The organism is Stenotrophomonas sp. 3(2025) (genome assembly GCF_052665395.1).
Window position 1 is genome coordinate 164,127 of record NZ_JBQOIF010000005.1, and the last position, 21,931, is coordinate 186,057.

At 67.1% G+C, this 21,931-nt stretch carries 17 protein-coding genes; 7 read left to right on the forward strand and 10 right to left on the reverse strand.

Annotated elements, in window-relative coordinates; genetic code table 11:
• Window positions 1-24 precede the first annotated feature (24 nt).
• From gltX to creB, 6 genes are all read right to left on the reverse strand, one after another.
• Window positions 25-1,428, reverse strand: coding sequence for a glutamate--tRNA ligase (gene gltX, locus ACUXVE_RS06000; RefSeq protein WP_033830686.1), 1,404 nt, complete (start codon window positions 1,426-1,428; stop codon window positions 25-27).
• 153 nt (window positions 1,429-1,581) lie between these two features.
• Window positions 1,582-3,138: a M28 family metallopeptidase gene (locus ACUXVE_RS06005; protein WP_051562478.1), complete on the reverse strand. Its 1,557-nt coding sequence runs from the start codon at window positions 3,136-3,138 to the stop codon at window positions 1,582-1,584.
• A 256-nt stretch (window positions 3,139-3,394) separates the two neighbouring features.
• Entirely contained in the window at window positions 3,395-3,805 is a 411-nt protein-coding gene (locus ACUXVE_RS06010; protein WP_134832207.1) for a hypothetical protein, read from the reverse strand.
• Window positions 3,806-3,815: 10 nt separating this feature from the next.
• Entirely contained in the window at window positions 3,816-5,129 is a 1,314-nt protein-coding gene (gene creD / locus ACUXVE_RS06015) for a cell envelope integrity protein CreD (RefSeq protein WP_445513995.1), read from the reverse strand.
• Window positions 5,130-5,210: 81 nt separating this feature from the next.
• Window positions 5,211-6,671: a two-component system sensor histidine kinase CreC gene (gene creC / locus ACUXVE_RS06020; RefSeq protein WP_445513996.1), complete on the reverse strand. Its 1,461-nt coding sequence runs from the start codon at window positions 6,669-6,671 to the stop codon at window positions 5,211-5,213.
• 3 nt (window positions 6,672-6,674) lie between these two features.
• Entirely contained in the window at window positions 6,675-7,400 is a 726-nt protein-coding gene (gene creB, locus ACUXVE_RS06025; protein WP_093817711.1) for a two-component system response regulator CreB, read from the reverse strand.
• 35 nt (window positions 7,401-7,435) lie between these two features.
• On the opposite strand from creB, the gene ACUXVE_RS06030 reads away from it, so the two are divergent.
• From ACUXVE_RS06030 to ACUXVE_RS06055, 6 genes are all read left to right on the forward strand, one after another.
• The gene (locus ACUXVE_RS06030; protein ID WP_093817710.1) at window positions 7,436-8,293 is read left to right on the forward strand and encodes a 23S rRNA (adenine(2030)-N(6))-methyltransferase RlmJ; all 858 of its coding nucleotides are present in this window, start codon (window positions 7,436-7,438) and stop codon (window positions 8,291-8,293) included.
• A 95-nt stretch (window positions 8,294-8,388) separates the two neighbouring features.
• Window positions 8,389-8,934 carry a GNAT family N-acetyltransferase gene (locus ACUXVE_RS06035; RefSeq protein ID WP_025879325.1) on the forward strand — a complete coding sequence of 182 codons (546 nt, stop codon included), beginning with the start codon at window positions 8,389-8,391 and terminating at the stop codon, window positions 8,932-8,934.
• 126 nt (window positions 8,935-9,060) lie between these two features.
• Entirely contained in the window at window positions 9,061-12,525 is a 3,465-nt protein-coding gene (gene mfd, locus ACUXVE_RS06040; RefSeq protein WP_445513997.1) for a transcription-repair coupling factor, read from the forward strand.
• Between the two features lie 82 nt (window positions 12,526-12,607).
• Window positions 12,608-13,123, forward strand: coding sequence for a hypothetical protein (locus ACUXVE_RS06045; protein WP_445513998.1), 516 nt, complete (start codon window positions 12,608-12,610; stop codon window positions 13,121-13,123).
• A gap of 183 nt (window positions 13,124-13,306) precedes the next feature.
• A complete protein-coding gene (locus ACUXVE_RS06050; RefSeq protein ID WP_093817707.1) occupies window positions 13,307-13,912 on the forward strand; it encodes an HD-GYP domain-containing protein in 606 nt (201 codons plus the stop codon).
• A gap of 99 nt (window positions 13,913-14,011) precedes the next feature.
• Window positions 14,012-14,572, forward strand: a complete 561-nt coding sequence (locus tag ACUXVE_RS06055; RefSeq protein ID WP_445513999.1) for a hypothetical protein — start codon at window positions 14,012-14,014, stop codon at window positions 14,570-14,572.
• A gap of 81 nt (window positions 14,573-14,653) precedes the next feature.
• Here the strand turns inward: ACUXVE_RS06055 and ACUXVE_RS06060 are convergent, their stop codons facing one another.
• Together ACUXVE_RS06060 and gpmA are read right to left on the reverse strand one after the other, a co-directional pair.
• A complete protein-coding gene (locus ACUXVE_RS06060) occupies window positions 14,654-16,744 on the reverse strand; it encodes a M13 family metallopeptidase (protein ID WP_100436003.1) in 2,091 nt (696 codons plus the stop codon).
• Window positions 16,745-16,901: 157 nt separating this feature from the next.
• Entirely contained in the window at window positions 16,902-17,651 is a 750-nt protein-coding gene (gpmA, locus tag ACUXVE_RS06065) for a 2,3-diphosphoglycerate-dependent phosphoglycerate mutase (RefSeq protein WP_025873769.1), read from the reverse strand.
• Window positions 17,652-17,745: 94 nt separating this feature from the next.
• On the opposite strand from gpmA, the gene nfi reads away from it, so the two are divergent.
• Entirely contained in the window at window positions 17,746-18,426 is a 681-nt protein-coding gene (gene nfi, locus ACUXVE_RS06070) for a deoxyribonuclease V (RefSeq protein WP_445514000.1), read from the forward strand.
• Between the two features lie 27 nt (window positions 18,427-18,453).
• On the opposite strand, the gene ACUXVE_RS06075 is transcribed toward nfi, so the two are convergent.
• Window positions 18,454-19,428, reverse strand: coding sequence for a cation diffusion facilitator family transporter (locus tag ACUXVE_RS06075; RefSeq protein WP_093817703.1), 975 nt, complete (start codon window positions 19,426-19,428; stop codon window positions 18,454-18,456).
• A 170-nt stretch (window positions 19,429-19,598) separates the two neighbouring features.
• Entirely contained in the window at window positions 19,599-21,845 is a 2,247-nt protein-coding gene (locus ACUXVE_RS06080) for a TonB-dependent siderophore receptor (protein WP_445514001.1), read from the reverse strand.
• Window positions 21,846-21,931: the final 86 nt, after the last annotated feature.

Consider the following 21,931-nt stretch of genomic DNA (forward strand, 5'->3'; position numbering starts at 1 on the left):
CAGTTCGGGCGTGGGCCGCAGGGCTCAGGCCGTTGCTACCTTGGTGATGGCCACATCGATGCGTTTCAAGGCCTGCTCGCGGCCGGCCAGGTACACGGTATGGGAAATGTCAGGGCTGACCTGGGTGCCGGTGATGGCCACGCGCAGCGGCTGGGCGACCTTGCCCATGCCCATTTCCAGCGCGGCGGCTGCATCGTGCAGGGCCACGCCAACGGCCTCGGCGGTCCACTCCGGCAGGGCTGCCAGCAGCTCGCGGGCCTTGCCCAGCGGCAGTTCCGCACCGGCCTTGAAGTGCTTGGCCACGGCCGCTTCATCGTATTCGTTCAGCGGCTGGTACCAGACCACGGCCTTCTCGGCCATTTCCTTCAGGGTCTGCACGCGCTCGCGCAGGGCGATCACCACGTCCACCGGCGCCGGGCCAGCGGCCACGTCCAGGCCCAGCTTCTGCAGCTGGTAGACCAGGTGCGGCACGATCGCGGCCGGCTCCTCGGTCTTCAGGAAGTGCTGGTTGACCCAGCCCAGCTTGGCCATGTCCAGGCGCGAGGCCTTGGAATTGCAGTCCTTCACATCGAACAGATCGATCAGCTCCTGGCGGCTGAACAGTTCCTGGTCGCCGTGCGACCAGCCCAGCCGGGCCAGGTAGCTCAGCAGTGCATCAGGCAGGTAGCCGGCGTCCTTGTACTGCATCACGTCGGCCGCGCCGGTGCGCTTGGACAGCTTGGCGCCCTGCTCGTCCAGGATCATCGGCATGTGGCCGAACTTCGGCACCGGTGCGCCGATGCCTTCGTACAGGTTGATCTGGCGCGGGGTGTTGTTGATGTGGTCGTCGCCACGGATGACTTCGGAGATCTTCATGTCCCAGTCGTCCACCACCACCGCGAAGTTGTAGGTGGGGTAGCCGTCCGGACGGAAGATGACCATGTCATCCAGCTCGCTGTTGGCGATCTCGATGCGGCCCTTGATCAGATCATCGAACACCACCGTGCCTTCAAGCGGGTTCTTGAAGCGGATGACTCGGTTCGGGTCGTCCCTGTACGGCAGGCCCTGCTCGCGGGCAGCGCCGTTGTAGCGTGGCTTTTCCTGCCTGGCCATCGCGGCCTCGCGCATGGCGTCCAGCTCTTCGCGGGTTTCGTAGGCGTAGTACGCCTTGCCGTCGGCGATCAATTGCTCGGCCACTTCCTTGTACCGGGCGACGCGCTCGGTCTGGTAGAACGGGCCTTCGTCGTAGTCCAGGCCCAGCCACTCCATCGCCTCCAGGATCGCATCGATCGCACCCTGGGTGCTGCGTTCACGGTCGGTGTCCTCGATGCGCAGCACGAACTCGCCGCCACGATGGCGGGCCTCCAGCCAGCAGTACAGCGCGGTGCGGGCGCCACCGATATGCAGGTAGCCGGTGGGACTGGGGGCGAAGCGGGTGCGGCAGGTCATGGAGGGCTCGAGGAACGGGTATCCCCCGATTTTACCAGCCCTCCGCCCCCTGCGGAAAAAGGGGACGGAGGGATCAAGTCGCTATTGCCGCGCTCCCGGGAGAACGCCGATGCAGCGGAGGGGAAACACGACTTGATCCCCTCCGTCCCTTTTTCAGGGCTCGGGCTTGCGCGGGAACGGCTGTTCGCGCATGGCAGCGTGGTAGGCGAAGGAGGCGACGATGGCGGCGGCCTGCTTCAGATCTTCCGGTTCGGCGTGGTCCCAGGTGTCCAGGTGGCTGTGGTGGACGTTGCTGAAATAGTCCAGCTTGTCCTGGATGAACTGGAAGCCCGGCAGGCCGATGCGGTCGAAGCTGATGTGGTCGGTGCTGCCGGTGTTGCGGGTGGCCACGGTGGTTGCACCCACGTCATGGAACGGGGCGAGCCAGGCTTCGAAGATCGGCATCGCCGCCAGGTTTTCCTGTGCGTAGATGCCACGGAAGCGGCCCGAGCCGTTGTCCATGTTGAAATAGACCTGGAACTTGCCGTAGTCGCGGGTCTTCTGCAGGGCACCGGTCGGTTCGCGCAGCGAGGCCGGCAGCGCCTTCTGCGCCGGGTCGGTGGGCTCGGGGAATCGACCGAAGTGCTTGGCCACGTAAGCCTGCGAACCGATCAGCCCCTGTTCCTCGCCACTCCACAGCGCAACCCGGATGGTGCGCTTGGGCTTGGCACCGCTGGCCTTGAGGATGCGCATGGCCTCCATCATCACCGCCACGCCGGCGGCGTTGTCGGCCGCGCCGGTGCCGCTGTGCCAGGAATCCAGGTGCGCGCCGATCATCACCACCTCGTCCGGCCTGCTGCTGCCACGGATCTCGGCCAGGGTGTTGTAGCCGGGCTGGTCGGCCTCGTCGGTGAAGCGTGCGGCCACATCCACGCGCAGGCGCACGCTCTGCTTGGCTTCCAGCGCGCGTACCAGCGGATTGAAGTGCTCGGCGATCATCGCCAGTTCGGGAATGCCGACCGCTTCACCGGCCTTGCGCGAGCCGCCACCGGCCACGCGGATGATGCCGTTGTCCCAGCTGCTGATGCTGATCGAGGCCAGCGCGCCTTCTTCAACGAAGAATGCGTTGACCTTCGCCGCCAGCGCCTGCTTCTCCTGGTATTCCTTGACCCGCTTGGCGCGGTCGGCGGCCACGTCCTTGTCCTTGGGCAGGGTGAATTCCTGCAGGCCTTCCAGCGAGGTGGCGTCGTGCCGGTGCGAATCGGCGTCGGTGCCGCGCTTGTATTCGCGTGCCTCGCCCAGCAGCAGGATCTTTCCACGCAGCTTGCCGCGATATTTCTCGATGTCCTCGGGCTTCTTGATGTCCACCTGCAGCAGGTCGCCCTCGACCGGCCCGTTGGTGCCCGGCGTCCACGCCTTGGGCAGCGCATGCAGTGGCTGCACGCGATCGCCCAGCATCTCCACGCTGGCCGAGGTGAATTCCCAGCCACGGCCGAATTCGTCGAAGGCTTCGTCATGGACATTGTCCAGCTTCCATTCGCTGAACTTGCCACGGGTCCAGGCGTTGGCACGCCCCATCGCCGGCGAATTGGTCAGGCGCGGCCCGATGCGTTCGGTGAGGTAGCTGAAGGTATCCATCACCTGCGACTTGTGGAACGCCTGCTGGCGGATCTTGCCGACCATGTCCAGGTCCACCGGCTCGCGCTGCTGCGCCACCGCATTGCCCCCCATCGCCAGCGCTACTGCCAGCACGCCCCACTTCAGCCCGCTCCACGTCAACACGCCGCACCCCTGCCTTTCGGCTCGATCATCATCCGCTCGAGTCTAGCCAGCCGCGGCGCCCGGCCCCCGTCCCATCGGTCATGGGCATCTGGTAGATCCACGCCATGCGTGGATGGCGCCTTCCCACCGAAGAGCGGTGCGGACCAAGGTCCGCACCCAGCAGAGGCCCCGTAGAACACGCCACGCGTGGATGGGCCTTCCGCTGTCACCCCTTCCACCCCAGCCACAGCTGCGCGCGTTCGGGCAACAGCAGCAGCCAGTGCCGCTGGTCGATACTGCTGCAACCAAACACCGCCGCATGTTCCGGCCAGTCTGCTGGCAGCCCGTCGATGCCGATCTCCGACAACGCCGCCGCCCCGGCCTTCCATGGCCGGTAACGGGGCACCTTGCCGGCGAGCGCGCCGCGTCCGTGCCGCGCCTCCCGCAACCAGTCCAGCCCGCGCCGCTGCAATCCTTCGCAGGTGACGGCGGCCAGCTGGAAGCGGACCAGGCCGGGCGCGATCCGTGCCCCCGGCAAGGCCGCCAGCACCCCATGGGCCTGCAGCAGTGCATCCACCTCCAACAGCGCGGGAATGCCCTGTCGTGCCCGTTGCTGCAATCCTTGGCGCCAGCCCATGGCGTGCCCCTTACTTCTGTTCGGCCAGGGCGTACCAGTCAACCCGACGGGTCACCCACATCGCCAGCGCGAGGATCACGAACAGCAGCAGCGAGCCCATCAGCAGTGCATTGTTTTCCGAGACCAGCAGCCCATACAGCGCGCCGTACAGCACCGTCAGCATCGCGGCGAAGCCCAGGCCCCGCTTCCAGTGACCCAGCACATTGGCCAGGTACACCGCCTGCAGGCTGATGCAGGCCAGCGCGGAAACCAGGTAGGCCTGCCAGAAGGCGATGTGCTCGGACAGGCTGATCAGCAGCAGGAAGAAGATCGCCAGCGCCAGGCCGACCATCAGGTACTGCAGCGGATGGATGCGCAGCGACTTGATCAGTTCGAACAGGATGAAACCAACGAACGTCAGCACCACGAACAGCACGCCGTACTTGGAAGCGCGGTCGGCCTGGGTATAGGTATCGACCGGGTCGACCAGCGAAACCTGCACCGCCTGCGCATCCAGGTCATCGCCCTCGCGCAGTCGCTGCTGTGCGTCCGATGCCAGCGAGGAAACGGCCCAGCGTGCATCGAAGCCCTGTGCATCCACACTCCGCTCGTTCGGCAGGAACGCACCGGCAAACGACGGGTGCGGCCAGCTGGACCGCAGCGCGATCTGGTTGTCATCGCCCACCGGCACCACCGACAGCGAGCGGCTGCCATCGAGCTGCAGTTCCAGTTCCACGCTGCTGGCCGCCAGGATGCCTCCGGTGCGGGCGATGCCGGCGATCGGTGCATGCAGCCCACGGCCCAGTGCGGATGCGCCGGCCACGCCCGGCAGCAGCTTGACCTGCTGTCCATCAACCCGCAGGTTCGGCGTACCAACCAGGCCACGCGCATCGGACACGCCCAGCGCGATGTAGGCCTCGCCATAGGTCATGCCATCGTGCTCCGGGTAGTCGTCCTCGCTGAAGGTCGCCTTGAGCTGGCCATTCCAGCTGTACACCGGCACCTTGAACAGGCCGACCGAGCGCTGGCTGGGCAGCAGCTCGCCACTGATCTGCAGGGTGGCCGGCGGCTGCAACCAGTAACCCTGGGTGGTCTGCAGCTCGGTCTTCTTGTTGCCCTGCGCATCGACCACTTCCACCTGCTCGCGCTTGGACCACGGCACCACGCGCACCGGCCCGACCACGCGCTGGGTACCGGCACGGCTTTCGGCCACCCGCGAGTAGGCCTCTTCGCGATAGGCGCTGCGCTCGGTGATGACGCTGCGGATCAGGAACAGCGGGATCAGCAGCAGCAGGATCAGGCCGCCGACAATGGCGAACCGCAGCAGCATCTTCAGGGATTTCATCGTCCATCCTCGTTGGAGAGGACTGCAGGATGGACGGCTGCCGTGAGCAGGGTTTGTGGCGAATTTGAAGCGGGTGTGAAGTCAGCGCCGCAGACGCTGGCCCGGTATCGCCAGCGGCAGCCACAGGCTGGCCACGGTGCCGCCGCCTTCGCGCGGCTGCAGGCTGGCGCGGCCGTCATGCAGGCGCACCACTTCCTGCACGAAGGGCAGGCCGAGGCCGGAACTGCGGCGGCCGGTGCCGGGCCGGGCCAGCGAATAGAAGCGCTCGAACACGCGCTCGCGTGCGTAGTCGGGAATGCCCGCGCCACGGTCGGCAACCTGCAGGCGTACGCCCTGCCCGTCCAGCTGGGCATCCAGTTGCACCTGTGCCCCGGGTGGCGAGAACGCAATGGCGTTGTCGATCAGGTTGTGCAGCGCTTGCCGCAGCAGATAGCCATCGCCCTGCACGCGCAGGTCGGGCACCTGCTCGATATGCAGCTGGACACCTGCGGCCTGCGCGCGCACCTGCGCCGCCGCCGCGGCTTCCTGCAGCAGCACCGGCAAGGCGATCGGATCACGGGTCTGCAACCAGCCGTGCTGCTCGACCTCGGCCAGCGCCAGCAGCTTGTCGATGGTTTCGGTCAGCCGTTCCTGCTGGTCGACGATGCTGCGTGCGAAATGCGCACGGTCGGCGTCGGCCATCGGCTCCTGCAGCAGTTCGGCGGCACCGCGGATCGCCGCCAGCGGGCTTTTCATCTCGTGGGTCAGCGATTGCACGTACTGCTCGACGTACGCCTTGCCTTCCAGCTTGCGCCGCATGGTCTCCAGCGCCTGGCCAAGATCGCCGATCTCGTCGCTGCGCCGCTTTGGCGGCGGCACCGGTTCACCGGCGCTGACCGCGCGCGCATAGCGGCTGAGCTGGCCCAGGCCGTTGGTCAGCCACATCGTCACCAGCACGCCCACCAGCGCCGACAGGCCGATCAGCCACGCACCGCGCTCGATGATGGCGCGCTGGCTGGCGGCGATGAACGGATCGATGCTGCGGTTGGGCTGGGCCAGGCTGAGCACGCCGATCAGCGTGCTGCCATCGGCCGGGTCGTACACCGGCGCGGCCACGTGCATCACCGTGTTGCTGTCATCGCCCGGCGTTTCCGGGCTGGAGCGCGCACCGTATTCGCCGCGCAGGGTGCGGTAGACATCGTTCCAGCGCGAATTGTCGCGGCCCACGTCGCGGCCCAGCGAATCGTAGATCACGATGCCCTTGGCGTCGGTGATCGTCACCCGGTAGTCCAGCGCACGCTTGGGAAAGCGCCAGACCATCGCCTTCAGGTCGCGCTGCCGGGCCTTGGCCAGGTCGCGGGTGAAGGTGCCATTGCGGATGGTGCCGGCCTTGACGTCGGCGGCGGCCATTTCCGCCAGCACGTTGGCCGCATCCACCAGGGTCGATTCCATCGCCTGGCGCACGCCCGGCTTCACTTCGTTGACGAACACGCGCATCACGAAGAACGCGGCGATGCCCACGATCAGGAAGAACCCCAGGAACAGCTTCAGGACCAGACGCACGCCTCAAACCTCCAGGGCGTAGCCGAGGCCGCGATGGGTGCGGATCGGCTCACCGCTGGCGCCGGCCGCACGCAGCTTGGCGCGCAGTGTCTTGACGTGGGTGTCGACGGTGCGGTCGGCGCTGTCGGCGGCGCTGTCCCAGCCACGGTCCATCAACTGGGCACGGCTGAGGATCGCGCCGGGGCGCTGCAGCAGCGCCTCCAGCAACGCATATTCGTAGCGGGTCAGGTCCAGCGGATGGCCCTGGAAGCGGATGCGGCGGCCATCGCGATCGATGGCGAAGGCACCGTGTTCCTGCCAGCCGCTCTCGACGGACGGCGCCACCGCAGCGGGCGTGGCACGCCGCAGCCGGGCGCGTACCCGCGCCACCAGCTCGCGCGGCGAGAACGGCTTGGCCATGTAGTCGTCCGCCCCCAGCTCCAGGCCCAGTACGCGGTCGAGTTCGTCGTTGCGGGCGGTCAGGAAGATCACCGGCACCTGCGCCACCGGCCCTGGCAGGGCCCGCAGCCGGCGGCAGACCTCGAAACCACTGAGGTCCGGCAGGCCGACATCCAGCACCACCAGGTCGATATCGCCGGCCTGCAGCTGCTGCAGCGCCTGCCCGCCCAGCAGGCAATGGCTGGCGGCGTAGCCTTCGCTGCGCAGCGCATAGAGCACGGTTTCGGCGATGGCCGCTTCGTCTTCGACCACCAGGACATGGGTAACAGAGGCTGTCATGGCGCGCAGCATAGCCGCTGCGGCCCTTGCCCCGTACACTGCCGCCCATGAACTATCGCCACGCCTTCCACGCCGGCAACCACGCCGATGTCCTCAAGCACATCGTGCAGCTGGCCCTGATCGACAGCTTCAAGCGCAAGGACAGCCCGTTCTTCGTGCTCGACACCCACGGCGGTGCCGGCCGTTACCTGCTGGCCAGCGAAGAAAGCCGCAAGACCCTGGAAGTCGAATCCGGGGTCATGCGGCTGATGGCCCAGCCCAAGCTGCCCGAGGTGGTCGAGCGCTACCTCAAGGCGGTGCAGGCCGACAATCCGGTCGGCGCGATGATCGCCTACCCCGGCTCGCCGCTGCTCAGCGCGCAGGCCATGCGCCCGCAGGACCGCATGGCGGTGTGCGAGCTGCAGGAGGATGAGGCCGCTTCGCTGAAGACCCTGTTCGCCCATGACAGCCGCGTCGGCGTGCACCCCGGTGACGGCTATGCGCTGCTGCGCTCGCTGCTGCCGCCCAAGGCCAACGGTGCCAAGATCGGCCGCGGCCTGGTCCTGATCGACCCGCCCTACGAAGCCCAGGACGCCGAGTACCAGGCGATCCTTGCCGCGCTGGCCGAGACCCTGGCGCGCTGGCCGCAGGCCACCTGTGCGGTCTGGTTCCCGATCAAGCAGCGCCGCACCATCCTGCATTTCCTGCGCAAGGCCACCGCACTGCCGGTGAAGTCGGCGATGACCATCGAGTTCCTGGTCCGCCCGGACGACTCCCCGCTGCGCCTCAACGGCAGCGGCATGCTGGTGCTCAATGCCCCCTGGCAGTTCGACCGTGTGGTCGGCCCGGCGCTGCCGGCCCTGCGCCAGCATCTGGGCGAGCCCGGTGCCAGCACCCGCCTGGACTGGCTGAAGACGGCCGAATAAGGGCCTTCACGAGGCTGTACGACCGTGAGCCTTTCGTTCACGGAATGCAGCCCCGGTGATGACACAATCGATGGACCACCAAGGAATCACCCGGTATGGCCACTCGCAACCGCATGCCGCCCTGGCATGAGATCTTCAAGGCTCCCAGCGGCCACGAGCTGCTGATCCGCCCCATCCGCCCCGAAGATGGCGCGCCGCTGCAGGCCGCCTTCAGCCTGTTCGGGCCGGAAGAAATCCGCGACCGTTTCCTGCAATCGGTGACCGAGCTGTCACCGGAAACGACCCAGCGCCTGACCCATCCCAACCCGAAGACCGAGATCACCCTGGTCGCCGCCGAGTCGCTGCCGGCCGGTGAGGCCGTGGTCGGCGCGGTGGCCCGTGCCTCGATCATCCCCGGTACCCGCGAAGCCGAGTACGCGATCCTGATCAGCCGCTTCCTGATCGGCCAGGGCCTGGGCCGCCAGCTGATGCGCAAGCTGGTGAAATGGGGCCGCGGCAAGTACCTGGACCGCCTGTATGGCGATGTCGCCGCCGAGAACGAGCCGATGAAGCAGCTGGCCGCCTCGCTGGGCTTCAAGCCGGTCCCCCATCCGAACGGGGCCGAAGGCCTGGTGCGGATGGTGCTGGAACTGGACAACTGACGGCAGCGCCGGGCCCTGCCCGGCGATGTTGATCCGGCCGCTGCGCTCGCCGGGCATGGCCCGGCGCTACCCCGGTCACGTAACGATCATGGGCCAGGCGGGGGCTTCTGCTAAAATCCGCGGTTCATGTCGCGTACTCAATACCCCGCCCCGCCGCTGCCACGTGCCGGCCAGCTTCGCGCCTGGTGGCGCGCCCCCGCCTCGCCCACTGCCCTGGCCTGGTACCTGGCCCAGGCAGCGCGCACGCATGACGCGCCGCTGCTGGTGGTGGCCCGTGACAACCACGGTGCCAACCAGATCGAAGCGGATCTGCATACCCTGCTGGGAGGCGACCCGAGCCTGCCGGTGGTGGCGTTCCCGGACTGGGAGACGCTGCCCTACGATCGCTTCAGCCCGCACCCGGACATCATTTCGCAGCGCCTGTCGGCCCTGCATCGCCTGCCCACGCTGAAGCGCGGCCTGGTGGTGGTGCCGGTGCAGACCCTGCTGCAGCAGCTGGCTCCCCGCAGCTATGTCATCGGCGGCAGCTTCAATCTTGAAGTCGGCCAGCGCCTGGACCTGGAAGCGGAGAAGCGTCGCCTGGAAAGCGCCGGCTACCGCAACGTGCCGCAGGTGATGGACCCGGGTGATTTCGCCGTGCGTGGCGGCCTGCTTGACGTCTACCCGATGGGCGCCGACGAGCCGCTGCGGGTGGAACTGCTGGACGAGGACATCGATTCAATTCGTGCGTTCGATCCGGAAAGCCAGCGCTCGCTGGACAAGGTCGAGGCGGTGCACATGCTGCCCGGCCGCGAAGTACCGATGGACGACGCCAGCATCGCCCGGGTGCTGGCGACCCTGCGCGAGCGCTTCGACGTCGATACCCGGCGCAGCTCGCTGTACCAGGACCTGAAATCGGGCCTGGCCCCGGCCGGCATCGAGTACTACCTGCCGCTGTTCTTCGAGCGCACCGCCACCCTGTTCGACTACCTGCCTGCCGGCAGCCTGCCGGTCGTCTGCGTGGGCGCCGCTGAAGCGGCAGAGACGTTCTGGACGCAGACCGGCGAGCGCTACGAGCAACGCCGCCATGACGTTGAACGGCCGCTGCTGCCACCGTCGGCGCTGTACCTGTCGCCGGACCTGCTGCGCGAGCGTTTGAACGACGCACCGCGCATCGAGGTATGGGCTGCCGATCACGCCCGCATCGCCGAGGCGCATGCGCTGGGCGACCAGCCGTTGCCGCCGCTGCCGGTGGCCGCGCGCGAGGCGCCGGCCGGTGACGCGCTGAAATCCTTCCTTGGCCATTACCCTGGCCGGGTGCTGATCGCCGCCGATTCGCCGGGCCGTCGCGAGGCCCTGCTGGAAGTGCTGCAGGCCGCCGAGCTGAAGCCACCGGTGGTGGCCGACCTGCTGTCCTTCCTGGCCAGCGACGAACGCTTCGCCATTGCCGTGGCGCCGCTGGAAGACGGCTTCGCCCTGGATGCGCCGCACATCGCGGTGCTGACCGAACGCCAGCTGTTCCCCGAGCGCGCCGGCAGCACCCGCCGCACGCGCCGCGCCGGACGAGAGCCGGAAGCGATCATCCGCGATCTGGGCGAACTGACCGAAGGCGCGCCGATCGTGCACGAGGACCATGGCGTCGGCCGCTACCGCGGACTGATCGCGATGGACGTCGGCGGCATGCCCGGCGAGTTCCTCGAAATCGAGTACGCCAAGGGCGACCGCCTGTACGTGCCGGTCGCACAGCTGCACCTGATCAGCCGCTATTCCGGCGCGTCCGCCGAAACCGCGCCACTGCATTCGCTGGGCGGCGAGCAGTGGAGCAAGGCCAAGCGCAAGGCCGCCGAGAAGGTGCGCGATGTAGCCGCCGAGCTGCTGGAGATCCAGGCCCGCCGCCAGGCGCGTGCCGGACTGGCACTGCAGGTGGACCGCGCGATGTACGAGCCGTTCGCCGCCGGTTTCCCGTTCGAGGAAACCCCGGACCAGCTGGCTGCCATCGACGCCACCCTGCGTGACCTGGCCAGCAGCCAGCCGATGGACCGTGTGGTCTGCGGCGACGTGGGCTTCGGCAAGACCGAAGTCGCCGTGCGCGCCGCGTTCGCTGCGGCCAGTGCCGGCAAGCAGGTGGCGGTGCTGGTACCGACCACGCTGCTGGCCGAGCAGCATTACCGCAATTTCCGCGACCGCTTCGCCGACTATCCGATGAAGGTCGAAGTATTGTCGCGCTTCAAGAGCACCAAGGAGATCAAGGCCGAGCTGGAGAGGGTCGCCGCCGGCACCATCGACGTCATCGTCGGTACCCATCGCCTGTTGCAGCCGGACGTGAAGTTCAAGGACCTGGGCATGGTCGTCGTCGACGAGGAGCAGCGCTTCGGCGTGCGCCAGAAGGAGGCGCTGAAGGCACTGCGCGCCAACGTGCACCTGCTGACCCTGACCGCCACGCCGATCCCGCGCACGCTGAACATGGCCATGGCCGGCCTGCGCGACCTGTCGATCATCGCCACCCCGCCGCCGAACCGGCTGGCGGTGCAGACCTTCATCACCCAGTGGGACAACGCGCTGCTGCGCGAAGCCTTCCAACGCGAGCTGGCACGCGGTGGCCAGCTGTATTTCCTGCACAACGACGTGGAGAGCATCGGCCGCATGCAGCGCGAGCTGTCCGAGCTGGTGCCCGAAGCGCGCATCGGCATCGCCCATGGGCAGATGCCCGAGCGCGAGCTGGAAAAGGTGATGCTGGACTTCCAGAAGCAGCGCTTCAACGTGCTGCTGTCGACCACGATCATCGAATCGGGCATCGACATCCCCAACGCCAACACCATCATCATCAACCGTGCCGACCGCTTCGGCCTGGCCCAGCTGCACCAGCTGCGTGGCCGCGTCGGTCGATCGCACCACCGCGCCTATGCCTACCTGGTCGTACCCGACCGTCGCTCGATCACGCCGGATGCGGAAAAGCGCCTGGAAGCGATCGCCTCGATGGACGAACTGGGTGCCGGCTTCACCCTGGCCACCCACGATCTGGAAATCCGCGGCGCCGGCGAACTGCTGGGCGAGGACCAGAGCGGGCAGATGGCCGAAGTGGGCTTCAGCCTGTACACCGAGCTGCTGGAACGCGCAGTGCGCAGCATCAGGCAGGGCCATCTGCCCGACATCGATGCCGGCGAAGAAGCGCGGGGCGCCGAGGTCGAGCTGCACGTGCCGGCGCTGATTCCGGATGACTACCTGCCGGATGTGCACACCCGCCTGACGCTGTACAAGCGCATTTCCAGCGCGCGCGACAGCGATGCGCTGCGCGAACTGCAGGTGGAGATGATCGACCGCTTCGGCCTGCTGCCGGATGCGGCCAAGAACCTGTTCGCCATTGCCGAGCTGAAGCTGCAGGCCAACACGCTGGGCATCCGCAAGCTGGACCTGGGCGAGAACGGCGGCCGCATCGTGTTCGAATCCAAGCCGAACATCGACCCGATGGCGGTGATCCAGCTGATCCAGAAACAACCGAACCTGTATGCCATGGATGGTCCGGACAAGCTGCGCGTCAAGCATCCGCTGCCGCTGCCCGAAGACCGCTTCAATGCCGCGCGGGCACTGCTGTTGACCCTGGCCCTGCGCTGATCGATCTGCAGGGTGCCGGTCCGCCGCGGGCGGCAGGCCGGCACCCCTTACGTTTCCTGTGCCCGCGACAAGGAGTGTTGCCGTGAATCGTTTCGCCCCCCTTCTGCTCGCCACCAGCCTGGGCCTGCTTGCGGCCTGCCACAGCGGCATGAGCAACCGCGATTACCTGCATGAGAATGTCGCCAGCTGGAACGGCACGGTCAGCATGGTCGAGCAATGGACCAACGGCCCGAACGGCGCGTCCTTCCATGCGTCGCTGCAGGACGGCAAGAGCATGCAGCAGCATCGCTTCGGCCTGAAGAACGCGCACAAGGAAATCGCCGACCGGCGGGTCTTCGTTCAACAGTTCACCCATGGCAAGGACGCCGATGCACTGCACCAGAACCTGCTCGATTCCCTGAAGAGCACCGAACACATGTTCGCCGTGATGGAACAGCTGGCCGCCCTCCCCGATGGCTACAGCGAAGAACAGGTCGCCCCGCTGCTGCAGACGCTGGACGAGGCCGTGACCAGAATGGACGAAGACATGCAGACCCTGAGCGACGCGCAGGACGCCTTCGCCAAAGCCCACCGCATCCACCTGCAGACCACCGGCTGATCCGCGCAGCCCCGGTTGCCGATGCGGCCGGGACCAAATGCTGCGTGCGACTGAACGCACAGCCCCACGCGGGACCGTCGATGCCCCCCGCGTGACACCGATGCGGGTACCCTATGCGCCGCCCCGGCCCGCTCTCGCGGGCCTTTCCGTTTTCTGCGCAGCTTCGCCGCGCCGCCAGTTCCGATGCCCCAGCCCAGACCTCCCGACCTCCTGCACGCGCAGGCCTGCCTGATCGACGCCCTGTCGATGTCGCTGCAGATGCGTGATGCCTATACCCGCTACCACTGTGACCGCGTGAGCCTTCTTGCGCAGCACCTTGCCCTGCATTGCGACCTGGATGAGGAGGCCTGCGCGCAGGTCGGCCTGGCTGCGCGCTTCCACGACATCGGCAAGATCGGCATCCCCGACGAGGTACTGCTGAGCCCGCGCCGGCACAGCGACGAAGAGCGCGCGATCATGCGCGAGCACCCGGTGCGCGGCGAGCACATTTTCCTGGCCACCGGCCGCAGTGATGCCGCGCCGGTCGCGCGACTGATCCGCGCCCATCATGAAGCGTTCGATGGCAGCGGCTATCCCGACGGCCTGCACAGCGAGGCCATTCCGCTCGGCGCCCGCATCGTCACCATTGCCGATGCCTACGATGCAATGACCAGCGTGCGCCCTTACCGCGCGGCGATGGAGCATGAGACGGTGCTGCGCATCCTTGATGAGCAGGCCGGTGGGCTGATCGATCCCTACGTGCTGCAGCGTTTCCACGGCATGCTCAGGAACGAGCCGGCGCTGGCCTGAGCCTTCACCGGCTGGACGGCGCCTCGCTTGCGCAGCCGCGACGATCCCCGCAAGCTGAGGGTCGGCCGCAGACGGCCCTGCTTACGAGGAGCATCACCCATGAAAGGAAACACCCGTATCGCCGCACCGCTGGGCCTGTTGCTGTTGGCCCTGGCGCCATTCGCGCAGGCCCAGCAGGATGGCACCGCGCCAGCCGCCGCATGCCTGTCGCGCAACCAGGTCACCGCTGGCACCTCACCTGCCACCCTGATGAATGCCCTGCCCCGCTGCGTGCAGGATGGACGCATGCAGGACGCCATCGATCTCTACAACATCGCCGGCGTGTTCGCCCATTTCGATCGCCAGCGCGTCGCAGACGAGACGGGGCACGGTGCCTACAACGCGCTGAAGGCGATGGCCGGTTCGGCCATGGGCGAGGAGAATCGCGGCCGCTTCGACAGCGCATTGAAGGCGCAGCTGAGCCCCGACAAGGCGCCAGCCTACGTCGCTGGCATCTGCACCTTCAGCAAGCGCATGGGGCCGCCCTCGTACACCCCGACCTACATGCTGGCCCATGGCATGTCCAATTTCACCGGCAAGGGCGGTGGCCTGGTGCCAGGCTTCGACCCGGCCAGCGCATGGCAGGCCACATTGTCGCAGTACCTGAAATGCCCGGGCTGATCTGCCGCCTGTTCTAGCCGACTGCAACGAGAAGGCCCGGCATTCGCCGGGCCTTCTGCTTCACGCGTTACCGGCGATCGCTTACCAGATCACCACGCGCTTGTCGTCCGCACGCACCATCGCATCGCCGGCCTTGCACTGGAACGCGGCGGCATAGGACGGCATGTTCGACGGCGCGCCGTTGGCACGGAAGTTCGCCGGTGCATGCGGATCGGTGTTCAGGCGCACGCGCAGCTCACCGTCGGTGAAGTTGCGACGCCACACGGTGGCCCAGTTCATGAAGAAGCGCTGGTCCTGGCTGTGACCATCCACCTCGACGTTCGCCTTCGGGTTCTCCTTCAGCGCCATCTGCAGGGCATCGTAGGCCACGGTCAGGCCACCCAGATCACCGATGTTCTCGCCCAGGGTCAGCTTGCCCTTCACGAACACGCCCGGCACCGATTCATAGCCGTCGAACTGCGCGACCAGCTGGTCGGTGCGTTCGGTGAAGGCCTTGCGGTCGCTGTCGGTCCACCAGTTGTCGAAGTTGCCGTTGGCGGCGAACTGGCTGCCCGAGTCGTCGTAGCCGTGCATCATCTCGTGGCCGATGACCGCACCGATGCCACCGTAGTTCAGCGCCGGATCGGCCTTGGCATCGAAGAACGGTGCCTGCAGGATCGCCGCCGGGAACACGATCTCGTTCTTGGTGGCGTTGTAATAGGCATTGACGGTCTGCGGGGTCATGCCCCACTCGGTCTTGTCCACCGGCTTGCCGATCTTGTCCAGCATGTAGCGGTAGTTGAACGCACGCGCTGCCTGCATGTTGCCCAGGTAGCTGTCACCGTTGGTCTGCAGGCCCGTCCACTCACGCCACTTGTCCGGGTAACCGATCTTCGGGGTGAAGCTGGCCCACTTTTCCAGTGCCTTCTTCCTGGTTTCCTCGCCCATCCACGGCAGCTGCTCCAGGCGCGCCTTCAGCGCCACCGACAGGTTCTGCACCAGGTGCTGCATGGCCTCCTTCGATTCGGCCGGGAACACCGCGTCCACGTACAGCTGGCCGAGGGCCTCGCCCATGCCGCCGTTGACCGACTCCAGCACGCGCTTCCAGCGCGGCTGCATTTCCTGCTGGCCGCGCAGGGTCTTGCCGTAGAACTCGAAGTTGGCCTTCTCGAACTGGCTGCTCAGGTACGGCGAGGCGTCGTCGATGGTGTGGAAGCGCAGGTAGGACTGCCAGGTGGCGGCCGGCACGTCGGCCAGCATCTTGTCCATTTCGCTGAAGAAGCCCGGCTGGGCCAGCGAGAACTTCTGCGCGGCCGGCACCTTCAGGGTGTCAAACAGCGCGGTCCAGCTGAAGTTCGGGGTCAGCTTGTCCGCGTCGGCGGCGCTGAGCGGGTTGTAGCGCTTGGCCGGGTCACGCATTTCGATGCGCGACATCGAGGCCTTGGCCAGGCGGGTCTCGAACGCCATCACCGCCTTGGCCTGTTCGGCAGCCTGCGCCGCGTCCACGCCGGACAGCGTCAGCACCTGCGCGATATAGGCCACGTAGGCGTCGCGGATCCTGGCCTGCGCGTCGTCGAAGTAATAGCCCTTCTCCGGCAGGCCCAGGCCGCCCTGGCCGACGTAGGCAATGACGTTGGCCGAATCCTTGTAATCGGCATTGGCGAACAGCGAGAACAGCACGCCCTGGCCCTGCGCCTGGCTGTCGCGCAGGTACTGGGTGATGGCGGCGGTGTCGTTCAGCGCGCCGATCTTGTCCAGCGTCGGCTGCAGCGGCGCCAGGCCGGCGGCCTCGATCTTCGCTTCGTCGTTGCCGGTCTTCCAGATGTCACCGATCTTGGCTTCCACCGAGCCGGCCTTGGCCTGGCTGGCGGCGGCCTGCTGCACCAGCGCGTGCTGCACTTCCAGCGAGCGCTCGCGCAGGATTTCGAAGCTGCCCCAGGTGGTCTGGTCGCCCGGCACCGGGTTGGCTTTGAGCCACTTGCTGTTGACGAAGCCGTTGAGGTCGGTACACGCGGCGATGGACGGATCCAGATCGGCGCTGTTGAGGCTGATCAGCGCGGTCTTGATCTGCGACTGGTCGAACGCCGGCTTGGCGGCGTCCGCAGCGGGAGCGGTCTCGTTCTTGCCGCAGGCGGCGAGCGAAGCAGCGATGGCGATGGTCAGGCCCAGCGGGACCAGATTGCGGACGTTCATGGCATGTCTCCAACGGCGAATCGTCCAGCGTAGCCGCTGCGGCGATGGTGGGGACCGGCCAAAGGTCACAGGGGGAACCCCCGTGGTCGCAACCGGGTGTGTACGGACCGTTGGTCCGCACACACCCTGCAGGGGAATACCCGGCAACGGTGGGTATCTACCGCGCCTTGCCCTGGTTGGCCACGGCTTCGGCGGCCTTGCGTGCCGCTTCCGGATCACCCAGGTAACGGAACGACTTCACGGTGAGGTCATCGTTCAACTCGAACAGCAGCGGAATGCCGGTCGGGATGTTCAGCTCGAGGATTTCCTCGCGCGAGACGTTGTTGAGGTACTTGTACAGCGCGCGCAGCGAGTTGCCGTGGGCGGTGACCAGCACGGTCTTGCCATCCTTCAACTGCGGCGCGATGGCGTCGTGCCAGTACGGCAGCACGCGGTCGAGCGTCGTGGCCAGCGATTCGGTGCCCGGCAGCGCGTTGCGATCCAGCCCGGCATAGCGGCGGTCGTGGATCGGGTGGCCCGGATCTTCCAGGTCCATCGCCGGCGGCGGGATGTCGTACGAACGGCGCCACACCTTGACCTGGTCCTCGCCATGCTTGGCGGCGGTCTCGGCCTTGTCCAGGCCCTGCAGGCCACCGTAGTGGCGCTCGTTGAGGCGCCAGGACTTGTTCACCGGCAGCCAGTCCTGCTCCAGCTCGGCCAACGCACCCTGCAGGGTGTGGATGGCGCGCTTGAGCACGGAGGTGTGGGCGACGTCGAACTGCAGGCCTTCCTCGCGCATCAGGCGGCCGGCGGCAGCCGCTTCCCGGCGCCCCTGCTCGGTCAGGTCGACATCGACCCAGCCGGTGAAGCGGTTGTCCAGGTTCCACTGGCTCTGGCCATGGCGCAACAGTACGAGTTTACGGGTCACTGCAGGGTCTCCAACGCGAGGAAAGGCAGGCGGCCATTGTAGCCCCGGCGCCCGCTCACCGCGCCGTGGCGGTGTGGATGTCATCCTGTGGCCGATGAATACACTGATCGACCCCGGGCGCTGGGAAGGCAGCGTCAGCGCCGCCCGCGAACAGCAGAAGCAGCTGGCGACCCGCGTGCAGCGGCAGGACCGGCTGCCCGCTACCGTGCGCTGGCTGGCCGGGCTGGATGTCGGCTTCGAGGAAGACGGCGCAATCACCCGCGCTGCGGCCGTGTTGCTCGACGCGGACACCCTGCAGCCGGTGGCGCAGAAGATCGCCCGCATCCCCACCGTGATGCCCTATATACCGGGCCTGCTCAGCTTCCGCGAACTGCCGGCGCTGCTGGCTGCGTTGGCGTTGCTGCCGCGCGCACCGGACCTGGTGTTCGTCGATGGCCATGGCATCAGCCATCCGCGCCGGCTGGGCATTGCCGCACACCTGGGCGTGGTGACCGACGTGCCGAGCATCGGCGTGGCCAAATCGAAGCTGGTGGGCCGCTTCATCGAGCCCGACCCTGAGGCCGGCGCGCACACGCCGTTGCTGGACGGCGGCGAGCAGCTCGGCTGGGTACTGCGCAGCAAGCTGCGCTGCAAGCCGCTGTTCGTCGCCGGCGGGCATCGGGTCAGTGCCGATACCGCGCTGGCCTGGGTGCAGCGCACGCTGCGCGGCTATCGCCTGCCCGAGCCGACCCGGCTGGCGGATCGGCTGGCCTCGCGGCGCGACGAACAGAGGTAGCGCCGGGCACCGGCCGCCACACCCGCTTCAGCGATGCACGTGACCGCGATGGCCCTGCGCATCGGCAGCGGCATGATCGTGCCCGGCGTGATCGTCGTCCTTGCCCGCCGACGGCTGGCCACAGGCTTCGCCGCAGTGGTCGGCTTCGATCTGCAGGGTCACGTGTTCGATACCGAAATCATCGTGCAGGCGATCACCGAGTTCGCGCCGCAGGCGGTCGGCGTCGTCGCCTTCGCGCATCACGATGTGCGCGGTCAGTGCCGGCGTGCTGGACGCCAGCGCCCACACGTGCAGGTCATGCACGTCCAGCACTGCGTCGTGGTCGGACAGGCGGTCGCGGACCCTGGCCACGTCCATGCCTTTGGGCACGCCTTCCAGCAGCACGTTGATGGCTTCGCGCATCAGCACATACGTGCGCGGCAGTACCCACAATCCGATCAGCACGGCCAGGATCGGGTCGATCGGCCTCCAGCCGGTCCATTGGATCAGCAGTGCGCCGGTGATCACCGCCACCGAGCCGAGCATGTCGGCCCACACTTCCAGGTAGGCGCCCTTCACGTTGAGGCTTTCACCGCTGCCGGCCTGCAGCAGGCGCATGGAGATCATGTTGATCACCAGGCCGACCGCTGCAATCACCAGCATGCCGGTGGAGGCGATCTCCTGCGGCTGGCGGAAACGACCGATGGCTTCCCACAGGATGTAGCCGGCAACCACGAACAGCATTGCGCCGTTGATCATCGCGCCCAGTGCTTCAAGACGGGCATAACCGTAGGTGCGGCGCGCATCCGGCGGGCGCCGGCTCAGCCGCACGGCCACCAGCGCGATCATCAGCGCCAGGGTGTCGGTAGCCATGTGCGCGGCATCGGACAGCAGTGCCAGACTGTTGGTCCAGAACGCACCGACCACCTCCACGACGAGGAAGGTGGAGGTCAGGCCGAGCGCCCACCACAGGGGTTTCTCGTGGCGGATCTCGGATGGCAGGTGATCGTGGTCGTGACCCATGGCAACAGCTCCTTAGCGATGGGAGTCAGGCTACGCCGGCGGGTGTCGGGAAACTATCACGGTGTTTATAACATTGCAGGCCACCGATACCTTCGCCGGGCATGGCCCGGCGCTACCGGGTAGCGCCAGGCCATGCCTGGCGGGCGTAGCCGAACAGCAGCCGCGCGCGGTCAGAAGCCGAAACGCAGGCTGGCCCAGTACGCGCGGCCGGGTTCGTTGTAGGTCGCCGCACCGGCGTCACTGCTGTTGGCCTCGCGGAACAGGCGCTTGTCGGCCAGGTTGTTGACGCCGAAGCCCACGCTGACCATGTCGGTCACCTTGTAGCGCGCGCTCACGCCCCAGACGTTGTACGCGCCGCGGGTCTGCAGCACGGTGGACGCATCGCAGTTGGCGGTGCAGCGCGGATCGTTGTTGATGTTGGCCGTGGCCGGTTCCTGCTTGCCGTAGAAGGTGCCGGTCAGCAGCAGCGACAGCTGCTCGGTGGCCTGCCAGTCCAGCATGGTGTTGACGGTGTACTTGGGAATCACCGACAGCGGCTGGCCGGTGCTCTTGTTTTCGTTCTCCACCATGTAGGTGAAGTTGTTGCTCCACTTCAGGTGGTCGCCCTGCTCGCCCAGCAGCGGGATCACCAGGTTGCCCTCGAGCCCCTGCACGATGGCCTTGGGTGCATTCTCCCAGCGGAAGATGCGGCCCTTGCGGTCGGCCGTCAGCCCGATCTGGGTGTAACCGGCCTGGATCTTGTCCTTGTAGTCATTGTGGAAATAGGTCAGCGAGGCCTGCCAGCCGCTCTGCGGTGCCCACTCCACGCCCAGTTCCTTGTTCAGGCTGGTCTCTGCCCTGAGATCCGCATTGCCCTGCATGTAGCAGCCGGCGCCCAGGCTCGGCAACGCGTTCGGGCAGCCGTTGCCACGGGTGTAATACAGATAGTCCGGGTTGGACTGGTACAGGTTCGGCGCCTTGAAGGCGCGTGCGATGCCGCCCTTGACCACCCAGTCACTGTTGAGCCGGAACTGCGCGTTGAGGCTCGGACTGGTGTTGTTGCCGAACTGGCTGTGATGGTCGAAACGCAGGCCCGGGGTCACGATCCAGCGCTCGCCGAGGTAGATGTTGTCTTCCACGTAGACGGCGGTGGTCTGTGCATCGGCCTTGCCGCGTGCACGATCGGCCGAAAGACCCGGAATGCCGCCACCGCTGCTGCTGGACTGGCTCATCGAATAGGGATCGGTCAGCCGGCTGTCGAGGTACTCGAACCCCAGCGTCCACACGTTCTCCGCGCCGCCGAGGGTGGTCGGGAAGCTGACTTCGCCGTCCAGCTGGTAGTTGCGCAGGCGCGAGGTCGACCAGTCGGCGCCATTGAAGCTGCCTTCCGGGCCGCCGGCCAGGCCTTCGTTGATGCGCGAGTTGTTGACCCCTTCCACCGCTGCGGTCAGCCGCGAGCTGACATCGCCCCAGCGTCCGCGATGGGTGATCGCGCCGGTGGTGCGATACATGCGGTTGGTCTCGGCCTGCTGCTCGGCCAGCGCGGCCAGGTCGACACCGGTGGAGGTACCAGTGGTACTGACCGCACGATCGCCGGCATAGATGTTGCCCTGGCGGCTGGTACCGGCCTCGAACTCGACCACCTGGTTGGCGGTCACGTCCCAACGCAGCAGCGCGTTGACGTCGCGGTTCTTGACGCCTTCGCGGCCCGCCGGCGGTACCGCATTGGCGCCGGTGGCGAAGTCGCGGTTGAGATCCAGCGAATCGGCATCGGTCTTGTTGAGGTTGCCGTACAACCGGAACGACAGCGTGTCGGTCATCGGCCCGCTCAGCTGCAGGCCGAGGCGCTCGCTGCCGCCCTCGGCACTGTGTTCGGGCACCAGGCCGTACAGGTCAACCGCACCGGTCAGGTCGCCGGTCGGGCGCTTGGTGATGATGTTGACCACGCCACCGGAGGCACCCGAGCCATAGCGTGCCGCCGCCGGGCCACGCAGCACTTCGATGCGTTCGATCATTTCCGCCGGCACCCAGTTGGTATCGCCGCGCGTGTTGCGCTCGCCACTGCGGCCCATGCGCACCGCGTCGCGTGCACCCACGCGCTTGCCGTCGATCAGGATCAGGGTGTTTTCCGGCCCCATGCCGCGCAGATCGATCTGCCGGTTGTTGCCGTACTGGCCCGATGCACTGTTGCCGGTCAGATTGACGCCGGGCATCGTCCGCAGCAGTTCGGCGATGTCGTTGACCGGCGGCCGCTTGGCGATGTCCTCGGCGGTGATGGTGGAGGTGCCCAGCGCCTGCCGCGCGATCTGCGAGGCAGTGACATGCACGGTGTCGATATCGGTGGCATCGGTTTCCGCATGGGCGGTGACGGCAGCGGTGGCCAGCAGTGCAGCGACGGCGAGCGCCAGCGGGCGCGGTGAAAGAGTGTTTGCAGGCATGTTCTGAACCTTCTGGCAGGGCAACGGAAGCCTCTGGCATAGGGCACGAGGCGGCGACGGGGGAGGCGGAACGATCACTGCGGGAT